The sequence below is a fragment of the Mesorhizobium abyssinicae genome (genome assembly GCF_049887195.1).
GTDB classification, from domain to species: domain Bacteria; phylum Pseudomonadota; class Alphaproteobacteria; order Rhizobiales; family Rhizobiaceae; genus Mesorhizobium; species Mesorhizobium abyssinicae.
This window is the reverse complement of the sequence record NZ_JARAKC010000003.1, coordinates 300,869-319,105: the sequence shown is the minus strand read 5'-3', so window position 1 is coordinate 319,105 and position 18,237 is coordinate 300,869. Positions and strand designations below refer to the sequence as shown.

Genomic DNA, 18,237 nt, shown 5'->3' with positions numbered 1-18,237 from the left:
ATGATCAACATCCTGCGCTCACCAGACTTCCAGCAAAGCCAGCGGCTGCGCCTCAACACGCTGATCCGGCTGCGCTGGCTGGCCATCGTCGGCCAGAGCCTGACGGTGCTTGTCGTCGCCTACGGGCTGAAATTCCCGTTGTCGGTCAGCATGTGCTTCGCGCTGATCGCCTGTTCGGCGTGGATGAACCTGTGGCTGACCTTTCGCTATCCGGCGGCGCATCGGCTCACCCCGCTCTCGGCCTTCGTCATCCTGACCTTCGACAGTCTGCAGCTTGCCGGCCTGCTCTACATGACCGGCGGTCTCACCAATCCGTTCTCGGTGCTGCTGTCCGTGCCCGTCGTCATCTCGGCGGCGTCGCTGCCGCTGCGCCTCACCGCGGTGCTGGGCGCGCTGGTCATGGTGACGGCCACGCTGCTGGTCTTCTTCCACCAGCCGCTGCCCTGGTATGACGGCGCGCCGCTGGAAATGCCCTTCATCTACGTCGCCGGCATGTGGATGGCGGTGTTTTCCTCGATCGCCTTCACCGCCATCTACGCCTTCCGTGTCGCCGAGGAGGCGCGCCTGCTCGCCAACGCGCTCGCCGCCACCGAGCTGGTGCTGCAGCGCGAGCAGCATCTGTCGGCGCTGGACGGGCTCGCCGCCGCCGCTGCGCACGAGCTCGGCACGCCGCTCGCCACCATCACGCTGGTCGCCAAGGAGATGGAGAAGGCGCTCGGCAAGGATCAGAAATTCGGCGAGGACGTGAAACTGCTGCGCTCGCAGAGCGAGCGCTGCCGCGAGATCCTGAAGCGGCTAACCAGCCTTTCGTCCGAAGGCGAAGCGCATCTGTCGCGCCTGCCGCTGACCTCGCTGGTCGAAGAGGTGACTGCGCCGCATCGCGATTTCGGCATCTCGATCAAGCTGCGGCCGGGCGAGCGCATCGGCCCCGAGCCGGTCGGGCGGCGCAACCCCGGCGTCATCTACGGCCTGGGCAACCTTGTCGAGAACGCCGTCGATTTCGCCCGCAAGACCGTCACCGTCAGCTGGAGCTGGGACGACGCCGACGTCGTCTTCTCGATTACCGACGATGGGCCGGGCTTCCCGCCGGAGATCATCGACCGCATCGGCGAGCCCTATATGTCGACGCGCCAGGGCACCGAGGCCGGCGGCGGCCTCGGCCTTGGCCTGTTCATCGCCAAGACCTTGCTGGAGCGCTCCGGCGCGACGCTTGATTTCCGCAATTCGAGCGGGCTGGGCGAGGGTGCGGTGGTGCAGATATCCTGGCCGCGCGGCGTCTTTCTCAACCCCGAATCGTCCTCCAGCATGTTCGATACCGCCTGAAACCCGGCTTTAACCTGCATCGTGGCCTCATCGGTGCCCGTTGCAGGCGCGAAAAATTGGACAATAGTGGCGCGGAACTGTATCTGCGTAAGCTTAAGTCAGCAGGAATTCTGGACACCATGAGTGGAGACGAAACGACTGGCGCAATGGTTGAGGGCGAGGACACCTCGCTGCTCATCGTCGACGACGACAAGCCGTTCCTGACCCGGCTTGCCCGCGCCATGGAAACCAGGGGCTTCGCGGTCGATACCGCCGACAGCGTCGAGGAGGCGGTGGCCAAGGCGCGCGCCCATCCGCCGGCCTACGCCGTGGTCGACATGCGGCTCGGCGACGGCAACGGCCTCGACGTCATCGCCGCCATCCGCGAGAAGCGCGACGACGCCCGCGCCGTCATCCTCACCGGCTACGGCAACATCGCCACCGCGGTGACCGCCGTGAAGCTTGGCGCCATCGACTATCTTTCCAAGCCGGCCGACGCCGACGACGTCTTCGCCGCGCTCACCCGCACCTCCGGCGAACGCGCCGCGCCGCCGGAAAATCCGATGTCGGCCGACCGCGTGCGCTGGGAGCACATCCAGCGCGTCTACGAAATGTGCGACCGCAACGTCTCGGAAACCGCGCGCCGGCTGAACATGCACCGCCGCACCCTGCAGCGAATCCTCGCCAAGCGCGCGCCACGGTGACTGGGAGTCCCGGACAGAGCCAGGGCAACAGCTCCGGAGTTTCCAACTTTTGGTGCAGGCTGCCAATTCTCGAAAGTTGGTGCCGCCCCTCACCTGCCTGCCGGCATCCTCTCCCCGTATAGTGACGGGGAGAGGGTGCGCTCTCATCCCCGATTTCGCCAATCTTCGGCGTTGCAGAATGGGCGCCGAGGCTGCGGCCAGCCCCTTCTCCCCGTCTCTATACGGGGAGAAGTGCCCGGCAGGGCGATGAGGGGCAGCGCCGGCGTTCGGAAAGGAGATGGGGCTTTGAAGCCGAACCCGTTTGCCGGATCGATGCTTGCCCGGCCCTTGAAGTTTGCGCATCATCGCGCGGTGGACAGCGCATGAGGGAGGGCGACGTGCGGGATTTGGAGCAGCGGCCGAAATCCATCCTGCGCGAATTCCTCGACGGCGAGGCGGCCGGCGGCATCATCCTGATGGTGGTGGCGGCGCTTGCCCTCATCGTCGCCAACTCGCCGCTCGCCGGAGCCTATTTCGCTCTCCTGCACGCCTATCTCGGACCGCTCAGCGTCTCGCACTGGATCAATGACGGGCTGATGGCGGTGTTCTTTCTGCTGGTCGGCCTGGAGATCAAACGCGAGATGCTGGACGGCCAGCTCTCGACCTGGCCGCGCCGCGTGCTGCCTGGTATCGCGGCTGCCGGCGGCATGGTGGTTCCGGCGCTGGTCTATGTCTTGATCAACCGCGACAATCCGGCCGCGCTCTCCGGCTGGGCGATCCCGACAGCCACCGACATCGCCTTCGCGCTCGGCGTGCTCTCGCTGCTCGGCAACCGCGTGCCGGCCTCGCTGAAAATCTTCCTCACCGCGCTCGCCATCATCGACGATCTCGGCGCCGTCATCATCATTGCGCTGTTCTACACAAGCGGTCTTTCGCTCGCCTATCTCGGCGCCGCCTTCGCGGTCATCGCCGCGCTCGTCGCGCTCAACCGCATGCGGGTGATGAACCTGGTCCCCTATCTCGTGCTCGGCGCCGTGCTCTGGGTGCTTGTGCTGAAATCTGGCGTGCACGCGACGCTCGCCGGCGTGGCTCTGGCGCTCACCGTCCCGCTCGAGCGCGCCGCCGGCATCGGCGACGATATCGAGCATTCGCCGCTGCACAGGCTGGAGCACGGCCTGCACAGACTGGTGCCTTTCATCGTTATCCCGATCTTCGGCTTCGCCAATGCGGGCGTCTCGCTCGCTGGCCTGAGCATGGCCGCCCTCGTCGAGCCGCTGACATTGGGCGTCGCCGCCGGCCTGGTGCTGGGCAAGCTGGTCGGCGTGTTCGGATCCTCGGCGCTCGCCATCCGGCTCGGCCTCGCCGATTTGCCGGCCAATGCCGGCTGGCTGCACATGATCGGCATATCGCTTCTGTGCGGCATCGGCTTCACCATGAGCCTGTTCATCGGCCTGCTCGCCTTCGCCAGCGATGCAGCACTGCAAGACGCGGTCAAGGTCGGCATCCTCGCCGGCTCGCTGGTCGCCGCGCTGCTCGGCGCGGCAGTGCTGGTCATGGCGCCGGCGGGGGGTGTGGAGGAGGAAATCGAATAGCGCTTCGGGCTCCCGCCAACAGATGGGAAATTTCCAGCGTCGCGCTGCCCCTCATTGCCCTGCCGGGCATTTCTCCCCGTGAACGGGGAGAAAGAGGCTTGGGACCACGTCGGCGCTCAACTCCCGCCGCGCTGGTGATTGGCGAAATCCTGCGCGACGACGCCCCTTCTCCCCGTTCACGGGGAGAAGATGCCGGCAGGCAGATGAGGGGCGGCGCAAACGATGGAAATTCATAGCAAGCGTAAGCGGCCGCTACTCGCTCTCGCCATCCAGCGCCGGCACCGAAACGCCGGCAAGCTCCGCCGCCAAAAGCCGCGCCGCGCCGGCGCGGGCGATCCTCAGCATCAGCGCCTTGCGCGTCGCCGCCGCCATCCGATGCTCCGGCGCGTCGCGCAGGATCTCGGCGCCATAGCCGTCGGAGAGGATGAAGCCGCATTCCTGCGGAAAGATCTCCGAGGGCACGCCGGGATGGGTGGCGAAGAAGAAGCGATCGGAATGCAGCCGGTAATCGGGCCATTTGCGGTCGACGCGGAAATCCTCGATCGAGGATTTGATCTCGATGATCCAGATGTCGCCCTGGCGGGTCAGCGCGACGAGATCGGCGCGCCGGCCGGTTGCGAGCGACAGTTCCGGCAGCACATGCGCGCCCATTGCGGCAAGCAGCCGCTGCACGCCGCGCCGCACCAGCATGGCGCGCTCCGACTGGCGACCGTCGATCAAGGGGTTGAGGGGAATCGGTGAGATGATGGGCATGACCGGCACCATGCCAGATTTTGTTCACGGTTTGAACCCGTAAGCCAAGGGCGATTGTATCTTTGACAAACCCCAAGCGCCCGGCGATAGCTTCCAATCTCGGGGGAAACGGGGGTCGTCTTGCTTTTTCAATCGCTGGTAAACGGTTGGCGGCGGTTCTGGTCGCGCAAGCTCATCGCCCAGTACAACGTTAGGGCCCAATGGCTCACGATCTCGTTCAAAATCTACCAGTCAGATGATGGCGAACGGACGTGCCGTATGAGCGTACAGTCGGGCGAAGATTCGACCTTCTCCCCGATGCGGACAGACGACCTAGACCTCCTTATCGAAGCCGCTCAGGAAGCGAAAGCGCAGCTTCGCGCCTAATTCACCGGCCCTGTCCCGTTCCACCGGATGAATGACGCATCCTTCCCGGCGGATGCATGTCGCTCATTGTGGATGGCCGTCAGGACGAACCAAAGGTAGAGGCAGAACCCAACAGGGACGCTTAACGCAACGGCTGCGATGAAGACGAACTGATCGCGCCGGCTGTAGGGGTCGCGCCGGTCCACCCTAGACATTAGCCATCGTTAATGGTTGTGTCCGGTTGCATTCGCCGCTGGTGATTGCAACAGGTGGCAACCTGGCCCGCGTCTTCCCCTCTACGGAATGACGCGGGTTCACCGCCTTGCCGCAGCGGGCGATCCTGTCGTGGCTGCGGCGATCAGTTCGCCGTCTTGCTGTGCTCGCCGTCCACGGTCAAGCCCGCCATGTCGTCCAGGATCGGGCAGTCCGGGCGGTGGTCGCCGTGGCAGGCGTGGACCAGCGTCTGCAAGGTGGCGCGCATCGATTGCAGCTCGCGCACCTTCTCCTCGATCGCCCTGACATGGGCGGCGGCGATTTCGCGCACGTCGTGGCTGGCGCGGTCGCGGTCCTGGTAGAGCGCCATCAGCTGGCGGCAGTCGTCGATGGAGAAGCCGAGATTGCGGGCGCGGCGCAGGAAGGCCAGCCGGTGGATATCGTCGCCGGAATAGTCGCGGTAGCCGTTCTCGGCCCGCGCCGGCCGGATCAGGCCGATCTCTTCGTAGTAGCGGATGGTCTTGGCCGGCAGGCCGGACCGCTCGGCGGCGTCTCCGACATTCATGGCGCTCTCCTCAATCCGGACCCCAGTCGGAGGCCCCATTGATTTTGCTTCACAATCCTGTGAGCCCTGTTGCCGAAAAGACGCAGTTGTGCATCTACCGGCAGGTAAGGTCCTGCATATAGGCATCGCGCGCTTGGCAAGCAAAAGAAATGCCAGCATGAATGATTTCAGGAAAAGCGGCCGACTCGTGCCGCGATCAACGGGCTGGGCATCGGACCTATTCATGCGCTTGAAGTCTCTTGCAATCGTCGCTGCTTTGGCGATGTCGACCGCGATCAGTGGTTGCAGCACCATCGGCGCGCGACTGTTCACCAACGACTATGGCGCGGTCACCGATGCGGGTTATCAATTGCCGCGCATCCCGATCGAGAAGGTTCCGTCGCGCTTCCACCGGCAGGAAGTGGAGTACGACACCAGGGAAAAGCCGGGCACGATCATCGTCGATACCCAGAACAAGTTCCTCTACTTCGTCGAGGGCGACGGGCTGGCGATACGCTACGGCATCGGCGTCGGACGTGAAGGCTTCGAGTGGCACGGCACAGCGCGCATCGCGCTGAAGCGCGAATGGCCGACCTGGACGCCGCCCTCGCAGATGATCAAGCGCCAGCCGGAACTCGCCAAATTCGCTGGCGGCATGGATCCGGGCCTGAAGAACCCGCTTGGCGCCCGCGCCATGTACCTGTTCAACAAGGGCGGCGACATGGGCTACCGCCTGCATGGCAGCCCGGAATGGAATTCGATCGGCAAGGCGATGTCGTCGGGCTGCATCCGGCTGATGAACCAGGACATCATCGACCTCTACAACCGCACCTCCGTCGGAGCCAAGGTCATCGTGATGTAGGGACCACGATCCCCGTATTCGGGGGTCATGGTTCACCTGAAAAGTTGAGTACGCGGACCGTCTAGGCAACAAATGGACGTCCCAAACAGAAAACCGGGCAATTCGGCCCGGTTTTTTGTTGCCTGCTGACGGAAGAGCTTTGCGCCTAAGCGACCTGCTCGACCTGCTGCACCTCGGGGACGAAGTGACGAAGCAGGTTCTGGATGCCGTGCTTCAGCGTCGCCGTCGACGACGGGCAGCCGGCGCAGGCGCCCTTCATGTGCAGGAACACGGTGCCGTTCTCGAAGCCGCGGAAGGTGATGTCGCCGCCGTCCTGGGCAACCGCCGGGCGGACCCTGGTGTCGAGCAATTCCTTGATGGTGATGACCAGTTCCTCGTCGGCCTTGTCGTAGAATTCGCCGGTCTCGCTGGTCTCGGCCGCCGGGCCGGCCTTGGTCATGACCGGCGCGCCCGACATGAAATGCTCCATGATGGCGCCGAGGATCGCCGGCTTCAGATGCTGCCAGTCGGGACCGTCCCTGGTCACGGTGATGAAGTCGTAGCCGAAGAAGACGCCGGTGACGCCTGGGATCTCGAACAGCCGGCCGGCCAGCGGCGAGGCGCTCGCCGCACTGTCGGCGTCGCGGAAATCGGCGGTGCCTTCGCGCAGCACTTCCTTGCCAGGCAAAAACTTCAGCGTTGCCGGGTTCGGCGTCGATTCGGTCTGGATGAACATGGCGGTCTCCATGCCCGTTCTTGGGCGGATAGTTTGGAATGGTTCTAAATAGGCGCTATCGGCGGGACATTCAAGCGAAACGCGTCGCCGCAACGGCTGGCTGGCGGAATGTTTTTGCCAAGCCTCCGGTACATAGGGCGAGGCGTGTCGAGATTCGGGTCCGGCCGGCCTCACCTGGATATCAGCAGGCCTCAAGCGAGGCTGTCGATTTCCTCATCCGACAGATTCTGCGGCACCACGGTGACCGGGATGGGGAAGGCGGCGCCCCTGCCGGCCACGGCGCTGACCAGCGGCCCGGGGCCTTCTTTGCCGGCGCCTGCCGCCAGCACCAGGATGGCGATGTCCTGGTCTTCCTCGATCAGCTTGTGGATCTCTTCGGTCGGCTTGCCCTCGCGCACCACCAGTTCCGGCTCGATGCCGAGCTTCTGGCGCACCTTGTTGGCGTAGGTATCGAGCGCGGCGCGCGCCGTGGCGTTCGCCTCCTCGCGCATGATCTTCTCGACCCCCAGCCAGTGCTGGAAATCGTCCGGCTCGATGACATAGAGCAGCACCAGCACGCCGCTGGTGCTCTGCGCCCGCTTCGAGGCATAGGCGACGGCGCGCTCGCATTCCGGCGTGTCGTCGATGATCGCCAGGAACTTGCGGCGGTGGCCAACTTCACGGCTGAGACGTTTGGAGACCATGTCTGTCTGCTCGGTATCAATTCGGCCGCAATCTGCCACCGCCAAAGACCGGCGGCAAGCCGCCGGCCTTCATGGCGGTAGCGATCGACGAGATTGGATCGATCAGTCCTGCAACAGGCCGATGATGTCGCGCACCGTCCGCATCGTCGATTCCGCCAGCCTGCCGGCGCGCTCGCCGCCGTCCTTCAGCACCGCGTCGACATAGGCGCGGTCGCCCTCGATGCGGCGCATCTCGCCGGCGATCGGCGCCAGCTTCTCCACCGCGAGGTCGGCCAGCGCCGGCTTGAACACCGAGAACTGCTGGCCGCCGAACTCCTTCAGCACGTCCGCCTTCGAGATTTCGGCAAGCCCGGCATAGATGCCGACCAGGTTTTCCGCCTCGGGACGGCTGGCCAGCCCGTCGACCTCGCCCGGCAAGGCTTCAGGATCGGTCTTGGCCTTGCGGATCTTCTTCGAGATGGTGTCGGCATCGTCGGTCAGGTTGATGCGCGACAGGTCAGACGGGTCCGACTTCGACATCTTCTTCGAGCCGTCGCGCAGGCTCATGATGCGCGCCGCCGGTCCGCCGATCACCGGTTCGGTGATCGGGAAATAGCCGTTCACCGTCTCCTCGCCGACCTGCATCTCGACGCCGACGCCAAGTGCGGCGATGCGGTCGGAGAAGTCGTTGTTGAATTTCTGGGCGATGTCCCGGGTCAGCTCGAGGTGCTGCTTCTGGTCCTCGCCCACCGGCACATGGGTGGCGCGGTAGAGCAGGATGTCGGCGGCCATCAGGCTCGGATAGGCGAGAAGGCCGAGCGAGGCGTTCTCGCGGTCCTTGCCGGCCTTGTCCTTGAATTGCGTCATCTTGTTCATCCAGCCGATGCGCGCCACGCAATTGAAGATCCAGGCAAGCTCGGCATGCTGCATCACCCGCGACTGGTTGAAGACGATGTGCTTCTTGGGGTCGATGCCGGAGGCGAGGAAGGCGGCGGTGATCGAGCGGGTCTGGTCGGCAAGGTCGTCATGGACGAGCTGCGCCGTCAGCGAATGCAGGTCGACGACGCAATAGATGCAGTCGGACTGGTCCTGCAGCGCGACGAATTTCTTGATGGCGCCGAGATAGTTGCCGAGATGCAGATTGCCGGTCGGCTGGACGCCGGAAAAGACGAGTGGCTTGAAGGCGGTCATGATGTCCTCATGGCTTGTGGAGGGCCGTTTCGCGCGCGGCGAAAGTCTTTCGACGGGCGCGCTTATGGACGAAGCCCGGCATCCGATCAAGAGGCACCCAACGTGCCGATTAACGGGCTATTGACATTGGCATGCGGTGGCTACATGTTTCAAGCTACACGAAAGAATGTAGTCATGACCATCAATATCAACAACAAGGAAGCCGACAGGCTAACCCGCGCCTTCGCCAAAGCTGAGGGCGTCGGCATCACCGAGGCCATCGTGATCGCCATGCGCGAAGCCCTCGAACGGCGGCGCAACCGCGAGACGCCGTTGGAGACGGCAGCCCGGCTGAGGGCCGAGTTTGGAATTGAGTTGGGCGAGCAGGCGCGCAGGCCGTTGCCCCGCTCGGTCTATGATGAACTGTCCGGCGAGGACTGATGTTCGTCGATGCAGCCGCTATCGTTGCGATGCTGAGCAATGAAGCTGAGGCCGAGCGCTGCGCGCAAGCGGTCGTGGACGCCTCGGCTCCATTCACCTCCGCAATCGCTGTCTGGGAAGCCTCAATGGCCCTATCCCGGCCGGAAAAGCTGGCAATACCGGTTGCCAGAAGCGCTGAGATTGTGACCCGTTTTCTTGAAGAGCGCGCAATTGCCTTGCGCGAGCTGCCGCCGGCGCTGGACGCGGCATCGCTATCCATCGAGGCCGCGTCGCGGTTTCGCAACAACGCCATCCGACTGAACCTGGCGGACTGTTTCCACTACGCTTGCGCACGCCACTACGCCGTTCCGATGCTTTCCACGGCCGACGAATTCAGGCTCACGGATCTGGAGACTGTTCCGTAACCGGCGGCGCTGCCTTTGCCTCGCCGCGCTTCACATTCCTGCGGATCATGCCGAAATCGGCGCCGCCGGTCGCGAAGGCGGCGATGAAATAGAGCGCAGCACCCCCGGCGACCAGTGCAAGCACCGTCGTTGCTTTCACGACCAGCGGTGAGCCGGGTCCGATCTGCGTCGCAAAATGCCGCTCCGCGAAGTAAAGCGCGGTCGCCATGATCACGGCGGACAGCACCAGCCTCGGAATGCGCTTCAACAGCGGGATGTCGCGGCCCCAATGGCCGCGCCGGATCAGCACGGCAAGCAGCATCAGTGCGTTGACCCAGCCGGCGACGGCCGACGCGACCGCGATGCCCGGCGCGCCCATCGACGGAAACAGCGACAGGGCGGTGGCGACATTCACGCCGACCGAGATGGCGGCGAACATCATCGGCGTGCGCGTGTCCTCGCGCGCGAAATAGCCGGGGGTGAAGGCCTTGATCAGCACGAAGGCCGGCAGGCCGAGACCGAAGATCGCCAGGATCGAGGCCACGATCGGCGTCGAATGGTTGGCGGCGAAGGCGCCGCGCTCGTAGACCAGCCGCACGATCGGCTCCGACATCACCCACAGCGCCGCCGCCGCCGGCAAGGTCATGAACAGGGTGAACTCGACCGAACGGTTTTGCAGGTTGGCGGCCTCGATCAGGTTGCCCGACTTCAACGCCCGCGACAGTTCCGGCAACAGCACGATCGCCACCGCCACGCCGACGACGCCGAGCGGCAATTGGTAGATGCGGTCGGCATAAGCAAGCGAGGACACGGCGCTGTCCTGCGCCGAGGCGATCGCCGTGCCGATCAGCTGGTTGATCTGGGTGATGCCGCCGGTGATCGCGGCCGGCAACGCCAGGATCAACAGCCGCTTGACGCTCGGCGTCATCTTCGGCCTGCGGAAGCCGATCGAGATGCCGGCATGGCGCACCGCCACCCAGACGATGGCGAGTTGCACCACCCCCGCCGCAAGCACGCCCCAGGACAGGCCGAAACCAACGTCGTGCGCATCCAGCCCATTGTACCAGGCGTAGCCGAGCACGCCGATCAGGATGATGTTGAGGAAGACCGGCGCCACCGCAGCCGCGAAATAGCGGCGCAGCGAATTCAGCATGCCGGCCATCATGGCGCCGAGCGACATGCAGATGAGATAGGGGAACATGATGGTCGCAAGCGTGACCGTCGTCTCGAACTTGCCCGGCGTGTCGGCAAAGCCCGGCGCCACCAGGTAGCGCACGATCAGCGGCATCGCGAACTCCATGGCGATCGTCAACGCCAGCAGTGCCGTGAACAGCACGCCGAACACTTCCTCGGAGAAGCGCTTGGCGCCCTCGGTGCCATGCGTCTCGATCTCCTTGGCGAACAGCGGCACGAAGGCCGCGTTGAAGGCGCCCTCGGCGAACAGCCGGCGGAAGGTGTTGGGGAACTGGAAGGCGGCGTTGAAGGCATCGGCGACCGGCCCGGTGCCCAGCGCCGCCGCCATCAGCATCTCGCGGCCGAAGCCGAGCGCGCGGCTCATCAGCGTGCCGGAAGCGACCGTGGCGAATTTCTTGACAAGGCTCATGCGCGGGGAGACTGCCTGTGCGATTGGGACAAAGTGATGGTCACTCGGCAGCCGCCCTGGTCTTGCCGCCGCGCTCCGGCGCGGTGCCGTCCAGGGTCTCGATCAGCCGCTTGTGGATGGTGGCCATGCGCGTCGGGCTGTCGATCTTCTGTCCCGTGAGGTCGGTGACATAGAAGGTATCGATGACCTTCTCGCCGAAGGTGGTGATGTGCGCCGATGCGATGTCGAGCGACAGATCGGACAGCGCCCCGGTGATCTCGGAGAGCAGGCCGGGCCGGTCGAGCCCCTCGATCTCGATCACCGAGAAGCGGTTCGACAGCGTGTTGCGGATCTCGGCGCGCGGCGGAATGCGGAAGACCTTGGCGCCGCGCTTGGGCTTGGTGCGCTTTTCGATCATTTCCGGCAGCCAGGTCTTGCCCGACAGCACGTCCTCGATCAGCCGGCCGACCCGTTCGGCGCGCCGGCGCTCGTCCTCGTCGAGGTCGAATTCCCTCGAAATCAGGATCGTGTCCAGCGCCCGGCCGTCCGAGGTTGTGAAGATTTGCGCGTCGACGATGTTGCCGCCGGCGGCGGCGCACGCGCCGGCGATAACCGACAGCAGGCGTGGATGGTCCTGCGCCAGGACGGTGATCTCGGTCACTGCCTCGAACTCGTGCGTCTTGACCATGGTGGCGAGCTTCTTGTCGGCGGCGTCCGCCTCGCGGACGAACTCGGCATGGCGCAGCTGGTCGGCGAGGTCGACGGTCAGCAGGTAGTTCTCGTAGTGCTGGGCGACATAGCGCTTGCGCTCCTTTGCCGGCCAGTTGGCCAGCGCCTCGGCCAGCCGCTCGCGCGCCGCGGAAGTGCGCTCGGCGCGCGACACTTCGGAGAAGCCGCCGGTCAAGAGCAGCTCGGTCTCGTAGTACAGCGTGCGCAGCAACTGCCCCTTCCAGCCGTTCCAGACGCCCGGCCCGACGCCCCTGATATCGCAGACGGTGAGGATCAACAGCAGCTTCAGCCGCTCGACCGACTGCACGATCGAGGCGAAATCCTCGATCGTCTTGCGGTCGTTGAGGTCGCGCGTCTGCGCCGTCATCGACATCACGAGATGGTTCTCGACCAGCCAGGCCACCGTCTCGGTGTCGGCGGCCGACAGCCCCATATGCGGGCAGATGCGCCGCGCGATGCGGGCGCCGGCTTCCGAATGATCCTCCGGCCGCCCCTTGGCGACGTCGTGCAGGAGCACGGCGACATAGAGCGCCTCGCGGCTCTTCTTCAGCCCCGGCATCAGCGAATGCGACAGCGGGTGCACCTTCTCGCCGTCGCCGCGCTCGATCTCAGCCAGCACGCCGATGCAGCGGATGAGGTGCTCGTCCACCGTATAGTGGTGGTACATCGAGAACTGCATCATGGCGACGATCTTGCCGAAGTCCGGGATCAGCTTGCTCAGCAGCCCCGCCTCGTTCATGCGCCTGAGATTGAGCTCGGCGTAGCGGTCCGAAGTCAAAATGTCGAGGAACAGCCGGTTGGCCTCCTCGTCGCGCCTCAGCGCCTTGCCGACGAGGCCGAGCGAACGGGTGAGCAGCTTCAGCGCGTCGGGGTGGAACTCCAGCCCATGCTTGTCGGCGAACCAGAACAGCCTGAGCAGATTGACCGGGTCGCGCTCGAACACCATGTCGTCGGCGACGTTGATGCGGTGATTGTCGACGATGAAATCGGACGTGCCGGCCAGCTTGCGCTTGCGACGCTGGAAGGTGAGGAAAATGCGGTTGAAACCAGGCACGTGCTTGGCCTGCTCTTCTTCGAGCGCGGCGCAGAAGATGCGGGTGAGGTCGCCGACATCCTTGGCGACGAGGAAGTAGTGCTTCATGAAGCGCTCGACCGCCGACAGGCCGGGATGGCTGGTGTAGCCGAGCCGCTCGGCGATCTCGCGCTGGATGTCGAAATGCAGCCGCTCCTCGGCCTTGCCGGTGAGGAAGTGCATATGGCAGCGCACCGCCCAGAGAAAATCCTCGGCCTTGAGGAATTCCCGGTATTCGGCCTCGGTGAAGACGGCCTTCTCGACCAGTTCCTCGCCGGTGCGCACCCGGTAGAAATATTTGCCGATCCAGAACAGCGTCTGCAGGTCGCGCAGCCCGCCCTTGCCGTCCTTGACGTTGGGTTCGACCAGATAGCGGCTTTCGCCGGCCTTGGCGTGGCGATCGTCGCGTTCGGCAAGCTTGGCCTGCACATATTCGGGCCCGGTGGTGCGCACCACCTCATGGTCGAAGCGCGTCAAAAGCTCGTCATAGAGCTTCTGTTCGCCCCACAGGAAGCGCGCCTCCAGGATTGAGGTGCGGATGGTGACGTCGGTGCGCGACAGCCTCAGGCACTCGTCGATGTTGCGCGTCGCATGGCCGACTTTCAGCCCGAGATCCCACAGCATGTAGAGCATGTATTCAACGATCTGCTCGCCCCAGGGCGTCTGCTTGTAGGGCAGCAGGAACAGAAGATCGATGTCGGAGCCAGGTGCCAGCGTGCCGCGGCCGTAGCCGCCGACCGCCACCACCGCCATGCGCTCGGCCGCAGAGCGGTTCTTGACGCGATAGACGTGCGTCGCGGCGAAATCGTAGAGCGCCCGGATGATCTCGTCCATAAGATGCGACAGCCGGGCAGCGCAGGCGGTGCCGCCGCCATCCTCCCTCAGCATGGCTTCCGCGATCTTACGGCCATCGGCCAGCCGAGCCTTGAGCAGCTGCAGAACCGCGCCGCGCGTCGCCTGACCGGAACCGTCGCCGGCATGGGCCGCGGTCAGCTTCGTCATGTCGCCGCGCAGCATCACGCCGTCGATCAGCTCGTCGAGTTTCAGGGAGATTTTTGCCATATGCTGAGGTCGGCCTCGCCTTTCGGGCGGCGTCTATAGCGCGTTTTCGCGGTGCTGGGTATGGGGCGGCCCCCTGTCACGACACCGCATGATCTGCCTGCCTTTACCGTCCGACAATGCGCCTGGCGAGAAAAATTGCGGCCGACCCTTGACCTTCCAGTTACTGGAAGCCCTACCTCGGCCTCAGATCGAGACATCAGAGGCATTCCAGATGGCCCATTCCGACCATGACCACCACGCCCATGCCCGCGGCTGCTGCTCCGCCAAGGCCGCCGCGCCTGTCGCGGAGGCGGTCATTCGCGATCCGGTCTGCGGCATGACTGTCGATCCGGCCGCCGGCAAGCCGACGGCCGAGCACGGTGGCCACATCCGTCATTTCTGCAGCGAGGGCTGCCGCGCCAAATTCGTCGCCGAGCCGGAAAAATACCTGACCGCGACCGATCCGGTCTGCGGCATGAGCGTCGACCGCGCCAGCGCCAGGCATTTCGTCCGCCATGAGGGCCAGGGTTTCTATTTCTGCTCGGCCGGCTGCAAGGGCAAGTTCGAGGCCGCGCCGGCCCATTATCTCGGCGACCGGCCGGCACCACAGCCGATGCCGAAGGGCACGCAATACACCTGTCCGATGCATCCCGAGATCATCCGCGACAAGCCGAGCGCCTGCCCGATCTGCGGCATGGCGCTGGAGCCGATGGGCGTGCCGACCGGCGAGGAAGGGCCGAACCCCGAACTGGTCGATTTCACCCGGCGATTCTGGATCAGCGCGGTGCTGTCCCTGCCGCTGCTCGTCATCGCCATGGCGCCGATGCTCGGCCTGAGCTTCGACAGCCTCACCGACGACCGGACAAAGACATGGGCAGAGCTGGTGCTGGCGAGCCCGGTCGTGCTGTGGGCGGCCTTTCCCTTCTTCCATCGCGGCTGGGAGTCGATCCTCAACCGCAGTCCCAACATGTGGACGCTGATCTCGCTCGGCGTCGGCGCGGCCTATCTCTACAGCGTCGCGGCCACGCTGTTCCCGGACATCTTCCCGCACCAGTTCCGCGGCCATGGCGGCGCCGTGCCGGTCTATTTCGAGGCCGCCGCCGTGATCGTCGCGCTGGTCTTCCTCGGCCAGGTGCTGGAGCTCAGGGCCCGCGAGCGCACCGGCTCGGCCATCCGCGCCTTGCTCGACCTGGCGCCGAAGACGGCGCGGCTGATCGGCGCTGATGGCTCCGAAAGCGACGTGCCGCTCGATACGGTCAAGGCCGGCGACCGGCTGCGCATCCGTCCCGGCGATGCCGTTCCGGTCGACGGTGTCGTGCTCGAGGGTCGCTCGGCTATCGACGAATCGATGATCACCGGCGAGCCGCTGCCGGTCGAGAAGACCGGGGGCGACGCCCTGACCGGCGGCACGCTCAACAAGAACGGCTCGCTGGTCATGCGCGCCGAGCGCATCGGCGCCGAGACGACGCTGTCGCGCATCGTCGAACTGGTCGCCAAGGCGCAGCGCTCGCGGGCGCCGATCCAGGGCCTGGCCGACCGCGTTTCCTTCTATTTCGTGCCGGCCGTTGTGCTGGTCGCGCTCGCCGCTTTCGCCGCCTGGGCGATCCTCGGCCCGCAGCCAAGCCTGATCTTCGCCATCGTCTCGGCGGTGTCGGTGCTGATCATCGCCTGTCCCTGCGCGCTGGGGTTGGCGACGCCGATGTCGATCATGACCGCGACCGGGCGCGGCGCCCATGCCGGCGTGCTGATCAAGGAGGCGGCAGCGCTCGAGCGCTTCGCTTCGGTCGATACGCTGATCGTCGACAAGACCGGCACCTTGACCGAGGGCCGGCCAAAGCTCACCGACGTCTTCGCCGCCGGCGGCATCGCGGAAAACGAACTGCTGGCGCTGGCCGCCGCGCTTGAGAAGGGTTCGGAGCATCCGCTCGCCGAGGCGATCGTCGAGGGCGCGGTTGAACGCGGCGTGACGGTCGCCGCTGCCGGCGATTTCGAGGCGGTCACCGGCAAGGGTGTGTCCGGCACGGTGGCCGGCAGCAAGGTCGCGCTCGGCAATGCGGCGATGATGGCCGACCTCGGCATCGACACGGTCTCGATTTCAGCGCAGGCGGACGCGCTGCGGAGCGAGGGCAAGTCGGCGATGTTCGTCGCCGTCGGCGGCAGGCTCGCCGGCCTCGTCGCCGTCGCCGACCCGGTCAAGCCGACAACGGCGGCGGCGATCGGCGCGCTGCACGACAGCGGCTTGCGGATCATCATGGCGACTGGCGACAATGAGCGCACGGCGCGCGCCATCGCCGGCAAGCTTGGCATCGACGAGGTGCGCGCCGGCCTGCTGCCCGAGCAGAAGGGAGCGCTGGTCGAGGAACTGCGCGCCAAGGGCGCCGGCGTCGCCATGGCCGGCGACGGCGTCAACGACGCGCCGGCGCTGGCCGCCGCCGATGTCGGCATCGCTATGGGCACCGGCGCCGATGTCGCGGTCGAAAGCGCGGGCATCACCCTGGTCAAGGGCGACCTCAACGGCATCGTCAGGGCGCGCACGCTTGCCCGGGCGACGATCCGCAACATCCGCCAGAACCTGTTCTTCGCATTCCTCTACAACGTGCTCGGCGTGCCGATAGCTGCCGGCGTGCTCTATCCGCTCACCGGCACGCTTTTGTCGCCGATGCTGGCCGCGGCGGCGATGAGCCTGTCCTCGGTCTCGGTCATCGGCAACGCCTTGCGCCTCAGAACGTTGAAACTCTGAGCGAAGCCCCCAAATACGACAGTCCATCAACAGGAGATCATGGATGACCTTGGCCAAGAAGATTGTGCTGCTCTTGATGGCGGCGGGAATGCTGCTCGCCGTCTTCCTCGAAAGCGTTCCGGCGCAATCGCAGGAGATGAAGCACGACATGTCCGGCATGGCGATGGGCGCGGAGAGCCCATCGACCGCCGGCTACAAGGCGGCGATGGACAAGATGCATGCCGACATGATGGCAAATGCCTATTCCGGCAATCCCGATGTCGACTTCGTCCGCGGCATGATCCCGCATCATCAGGGCGCGATCGACATGGCCAAGGTGGAATTGGCCAACGGCAAGGACCCGGAGATCCGCAAGATGGCCGAAGCGGTCATCAAGGCGCAGGAGGCCGAGATCAAGGAGATGCGGGCCTGGCTCGCGGCTCATCAGGCGGACTAGATTTTAGCATGCCGGAAGTCCGGGCGGGGCTTGGGACTGGATTTCTTGCTTCGCCTGTGATGCGATCCCGCCGTCAATGAGAGCCTGCAATGGCATCTATCATCAGAACCACCACGCTGCCCTCGGGCGAACCCTTGCCTGTGCTCGGCCAGGGCACCTGGAAGATGGGCGAGGACGCCCGTCGCCGCGCCGACGAGGTGAAGGCCCTGCGGCTCGGGCTCGATCTCGGCATGACGCTGATCGACACCGCCGAAATGTATGCCAGCGGCGGCTCCGAGGAGGTGGTGGCGGAGGCCATTGCCGGGCGCCGCGACGAGACCTTCCTGGTCTCGAAGGTGCTGCCCTCCAACGCCTCGCGCGCCGGCGTCCGGCCGGCCTGCGAGAACAGCCTCAAGCGCCTCGCCACCGACCGCATCGACCTCTATCTGCTGCACTGGCCGGGCAGCGTGCCGCTGACCGAGACCGTCGAGGCCTTCGAGGCACTGAAGGCGGCCGGCAAGATCCGCCATTGGGGCGTCAGCAATTTCGACACCGATGAGATGGAGGAACTGGTCGGCCTGCGGGACGGCGGCAACGTCCAGACCAACCAGGTGCTCTACAATCTCTCGCGCCGTGGCCCTGAGTTCGATCTCGCGCCCTGGAGCCGAGAGCGCGGCATCCCGCTGATGGCCTATTCGCCGGTCGAGCAGGGCGCGCTGGCGCGCAATGCCAGGCTGGAAGCCATTGCCGCCCGCCACAATGCGACGGCCGCGCAGATCGCGCTTGCCTGGGTGATGGCGCAGCCGGGCGTCATCGCCATCCCAAAGGCGAGCAAGCCCGAGCACGTCCGCCAGAACGTCGCCGCGCTCGACATCAGGCTGACGCCGGAGGATCTCGCCGAGCTCGACCGCGCCTTCCCGCCGCCGACGCGCAAGCGCGGGCTGGAGATGATCTGACCGAAATCTGCATTCGCAATCGTGGTAAAGAGAGCAA

The 18,237-nt window shown here is 65.4% G+C and carries 16 protein-coding genes; 9 read left to right on the top strand and 7 right to left on the bottom strand.

Features of this window, described 5'->3' with window-relative positions; translation table 11 throughout:
* The 3 genes from PU724_RS09550 (at position 1) to nhaA (ending at position 3,577) form a co-directional block, all read left to right on the top strand.
* Entirely contained in the window at positions 1-1,323 is a 1,323-nt protein-coding gene (locus PU724_RS09550; protein ID WP_135857853.1) for an ActS/PrrB/RegB family redox-sensitive histidine kinase, read from the top strand.
* Between the two features lie 119 nt (positions 1,324-1,442).
* Complete coding sequence (locus PU724_RS09545) at positions 1,443-2,006, top strand: ActR/PrrA/RegA family redox response regulator transcription factor (protein ID WP_127283968.1); 564 nt, start codon at positions 1,443-1,445, stop codon at positions 2,004-2,006.
* Positions 2,007-2,383: 377 nt separating this feature from the next.
* Positions 2,384-3,577, top strand: a complete 1,194-nt coding sequence (nhaA, locus tag PU724_RS09540; RefSeq protein WP_354420522.1) for a Na+/H+ antiporter NhaA — start codon at positions 2,384-2,386, stop codon at positions 3,575-3,577.
* Between the two features lie 252 nt (positions 3,578-3,829).
* Here the strand turns inward: nhaA and PU724_RS09535 are convergent, their stop codons facing one another.
* Together PU724_RS09535 and cueR are read right to left on the bottom strand one after the other, a co-directional pair.
* The gene (locus PU724_RS09535) at positions 3,830-4,330 is read right to left on the bottom strand and encodes an MmcB family DNA repair protein (protein ID WP_189556557.1); all 501 of its coding nucleotides are present in this window, start codon (positions 4,328-4,330) and stop codon (positions 3,830-3,832) included.
* 703 nt (positions 4,331-5,033) lie between these two features.
* Positions 5,034-5,453, bottom strand: a complete 420-nt coding sequence (cueR, locus tag PU724_RS09530; RefSeq protein WP_127283971.1) for a Cu(I)-responsive transcriptional regulator — start codon at positions 5,451-5,453, stop codon at positions 5,034-5,036.
* A gap of 223 nt (positions 5,454-5,676) precedes the next feature.
* Here cueR and PU724_RS09525 point away from each other — a divergent pair, with 223 nt between their 5' ends.
* Positions 5,677-6,294 (top strand): L,D-transpeptidase, encoded by a 618-nt coding sequence (locus PU724_RS09525; protein ID WP_127391408.1) that lies wholly within the window; start codon positions 5,677-5,679, stop codon positions 6,292-6,294.
* A gap of 145 nt (positions 6,295-6,439) precedes the next feature.
* Here the strand turns inward: PU724_RS09525 and PU724_RS09520 are convergent, their stop codons facing one another.
* The 3 genes from PU724_RS09520 to trpS all read right to left on the bottom strand — a co-directional run bounded on the left by PU724_RS09520 (position 6,440) and on the right by trpS (position 8,862).
* Positions 6,440-7,009 (bottom strand): NifU family protein, encoded by a 570-nt coding sequence (locus PU724_RS09520; protein ID WP_354420296.1) that lies wholly within the window; start codon positions 7,007-7,009, stop codon positions 6,440-6,442.
* A gap of 191 nt (positions 7,010-7,200) precedes the next feature.
* Entirely contained in the window at positions 7,201-7,692 is a 492-nt protein-coding gene (locus tag PU724_RS09515; RefSeq protein ID WP_127283974.1) for a universal stress protein, read from the bottom strand.
* Between the two features lie 102 nt (positions 7,693-7,794).
* A complete protein-coding gene (gene trpS / locus PU724_RS09510) occupies positions 7,795-8,862 on the bottom strand; it encodes a tryptophan--tRNA ligase (RefSeq protein ID WP_354420295.1) in 1,068 nt (355 codons plus the stop codon).
* Positions 8,863-9,036: 174 nt separating this feature from the next.
* Between trpS and PU724_RS09505 the strand changes: the two genes are divergently transcribed.
* Positions 9,037-9,282: a type II toxin-antitoxin system VapB family antitoxin gene (locus tag PU724_RS09505; RefSeq protein ID WP_127283976.1), complete on the top strand. Its 246-nt coding sequence runs from the start codon at positions 9,037-9,039 to the stop codon at positions 9,280-9,282.
* The gene (locus PU724_RS09500) at positions 9,282-9,686 is read left to right on the top strand and encodes a type II toxin-antitoxin system VapC family toxin (RefSeq protein ID WP_127283977.1); all 405 of its coding nucleotides are present in this window, start codon (positions 9,282-9,284) and stop codon (positions 9,684-9,686) included. Before PU724_RS09505 ends, PU724_RS09500 begins: the two co-directional genes overlap by 1 nt.
* On the opposite strand, the gene murJ is transcribed toward PU724_RS09500, so the two are convergent.
* The gene (gene murJ / locus PU724_RS09495; RefSeq protein ID WP_354420294.1) at positions 9,661-11,268 is read right to left on the bottom strand and encodes a murein biosynthesis integral membrane protein MurJ; all 1,608 of its coding nucleotides are present in this window, start codon (positions 11,266-11,268) and stop codon (positions 9,661-9,663) included. The genes PU724_RS09500 and murJ overlap by 26 nt on opposite strands.
* 40 nt (positions 11,269-11,308) lie before the next feature.
* Positions 11,309-14,110 (bottom strand): [protein-PII] uridylyltransferase, encoded by a 2,802-nt coding sequence (locus PU724_RS09490; protein WP_354420293.1) that lies wholly within the window; start codon positions 14,108-14,110, stop codon positions 11,309-11,311.
* Positions 14,111-14,321: 211 nt separating this feature from the next.
* On the opposite strand from PU724_RS09490, the gene PU724_RS09485 reads away from it, so the two are divergent.
* The 3 genes from PU724_RS09485 to PU724_RS09475 all read left to right on the top strand — a co-directional run bounded on the left by PU724_RS09485 (position 14,322) and on the right by PU724_RS09475 (position 18,200).
* Positions 14,322-16,829, top strand: coding sequence for a heavy metal translocating P-type ATPase (locus PU724_RS09485; protein ID WP_354420292.1), 2,508 nt, complete (start codon positions 14,322-14,324; stop codon positions 16,827-16,829).
* Positions 16,830-16,872: 43 nt separating this feature from the next.
* Positions 16,873-17,265, top strand: a complete 393-nt coding sequence (copM, locus tag PU724_RS09480; RefSeq protein WP_354420291.1) for a CopM family metallochaperone — start codon at positions 16,873-16,875, stop codon at positions 17,263-17,265.
* A gap of 89 nt (positions 17,266-17,354) precedes the next feature.
* The gene (locus PU724_RS09475) at positions 17,355-18,200 is read left to right on the top strand and encodes an aldo/keto reductase (protein WP_354420290.1); all 846 of its coding nucleotides are present in this window, start codon (positions 17,355-17,357) and stop codon (positions 18,198-18,200) included.
* Positions 18,201-18,237: the final 37 nt, after the last annotated feature.

Excerpts from the sequence above, each read along its gene's own strand:
- PU724_RS09550 (WP_135857853.1), top strand. The coding sequence starts at position 1 with ATGATCAACATCCTGCGCTCACCAGACTTCCAGCAAAGCCAGCGGCTG.
- PU724_RS09525 (WP_127391408.1), top strand. The coding sequence starts at position 5,677 with ATGCGCTTGAAGTCTCTTGCAATCGTCGCTGCTTTGGCGATGTCGACC.
- cueR (WP_127283971.1), bottom strand. The coding sequence starts at position 5,453 with ATGAATGTCGGAGACGCCGCCGAGCGGTCCGGCCTGCCGGCCAAGACC.
- PU724_RS09515 (WP_127283974.1), bottom strand. The coding sequence starts at position 7,692 with ATGGTCTCCAAACGTCTCAGCCGTGAAGTTGGCCACCGCCGCAAGTTC.
- PU724_RS09500 (WP_127283977.1), top strand. The coding sequence starts at position 9,282 with ATGTTCGTCGATGCAGCCGCTATCGTTGCGATGCTGAGCAATGAAGCT.
- murJ (WP_354420294.1), bottom strand. The coding sequence starts at position 11,268 with ATGAGCCTTGTCAAGAAATTCGCCACGGTCGCTTCCGGCACGCTGATG.
- trpS (WP_354420295.1), bottom strand. The coding sequence starts at position 8,862 with ATGACCGCCTTCAAGCCACTCGTCTTTTCCGGCGTCCAGCCGACCGGC.
- PU724_RS09475 (WP_354420290.1), top strand. The coding sequence starts at position 17,355 with ATGGCATCTATCATCAGAACCACCACGCTGCCCTCGGGCGAACCCTTG.
- PU724_RS09490 (WP_354420293.1), bottom strand. The coding sequence starts at position 14,110 with ATGGCAAAAATCTCCCTGAAACTCGACGAGCTGATCGACGGCGTGATG.
- copM (WP_354420291.1), top strand. The coding sequence starts at position 16,873 with ATGACCTTGGCCAAGAAGATTGTGCTGCTCTTGATGGCGGCGGGAATG.
- PU724_RS09535 (WP_189556557.1), bottom strand. The coding sequence starts at position 4,330 with ATGCCCATCATCTCACCGATTCCCCTCAACCCCTTGATCGACGGTCGC.
- PU724_RS09485 (WP_354420292.1), top strand. The coding sequence starts at position 14,322 with ATGGCCCATTCCGACCATGACCACCACGCCCATGCCCGCGGCTGCTGC.
- PU724_RS09520 (WP_354420296.1), bottom strand. The coding sequence starts at position 7,009 with ATGTTCATCCAGACCGAATCGACGCCGAACCCGGCAACGCTGAAGTTT.
- PU724_RS09545 (WP_127283968.1), top strand. The coding sequence starts at position 1,443 with ATGAGTGGAGACGAAACGACTGGCGCAATGGTTGAGGGCGAGGACACC.
- PU724_RS09505 (WP_127283976.1), top strand. The coding sequence starts at position 9,037 with ATGACCATCAATATCAACAACAAGGAAGCCGACAGGCTAACCCGCGCC.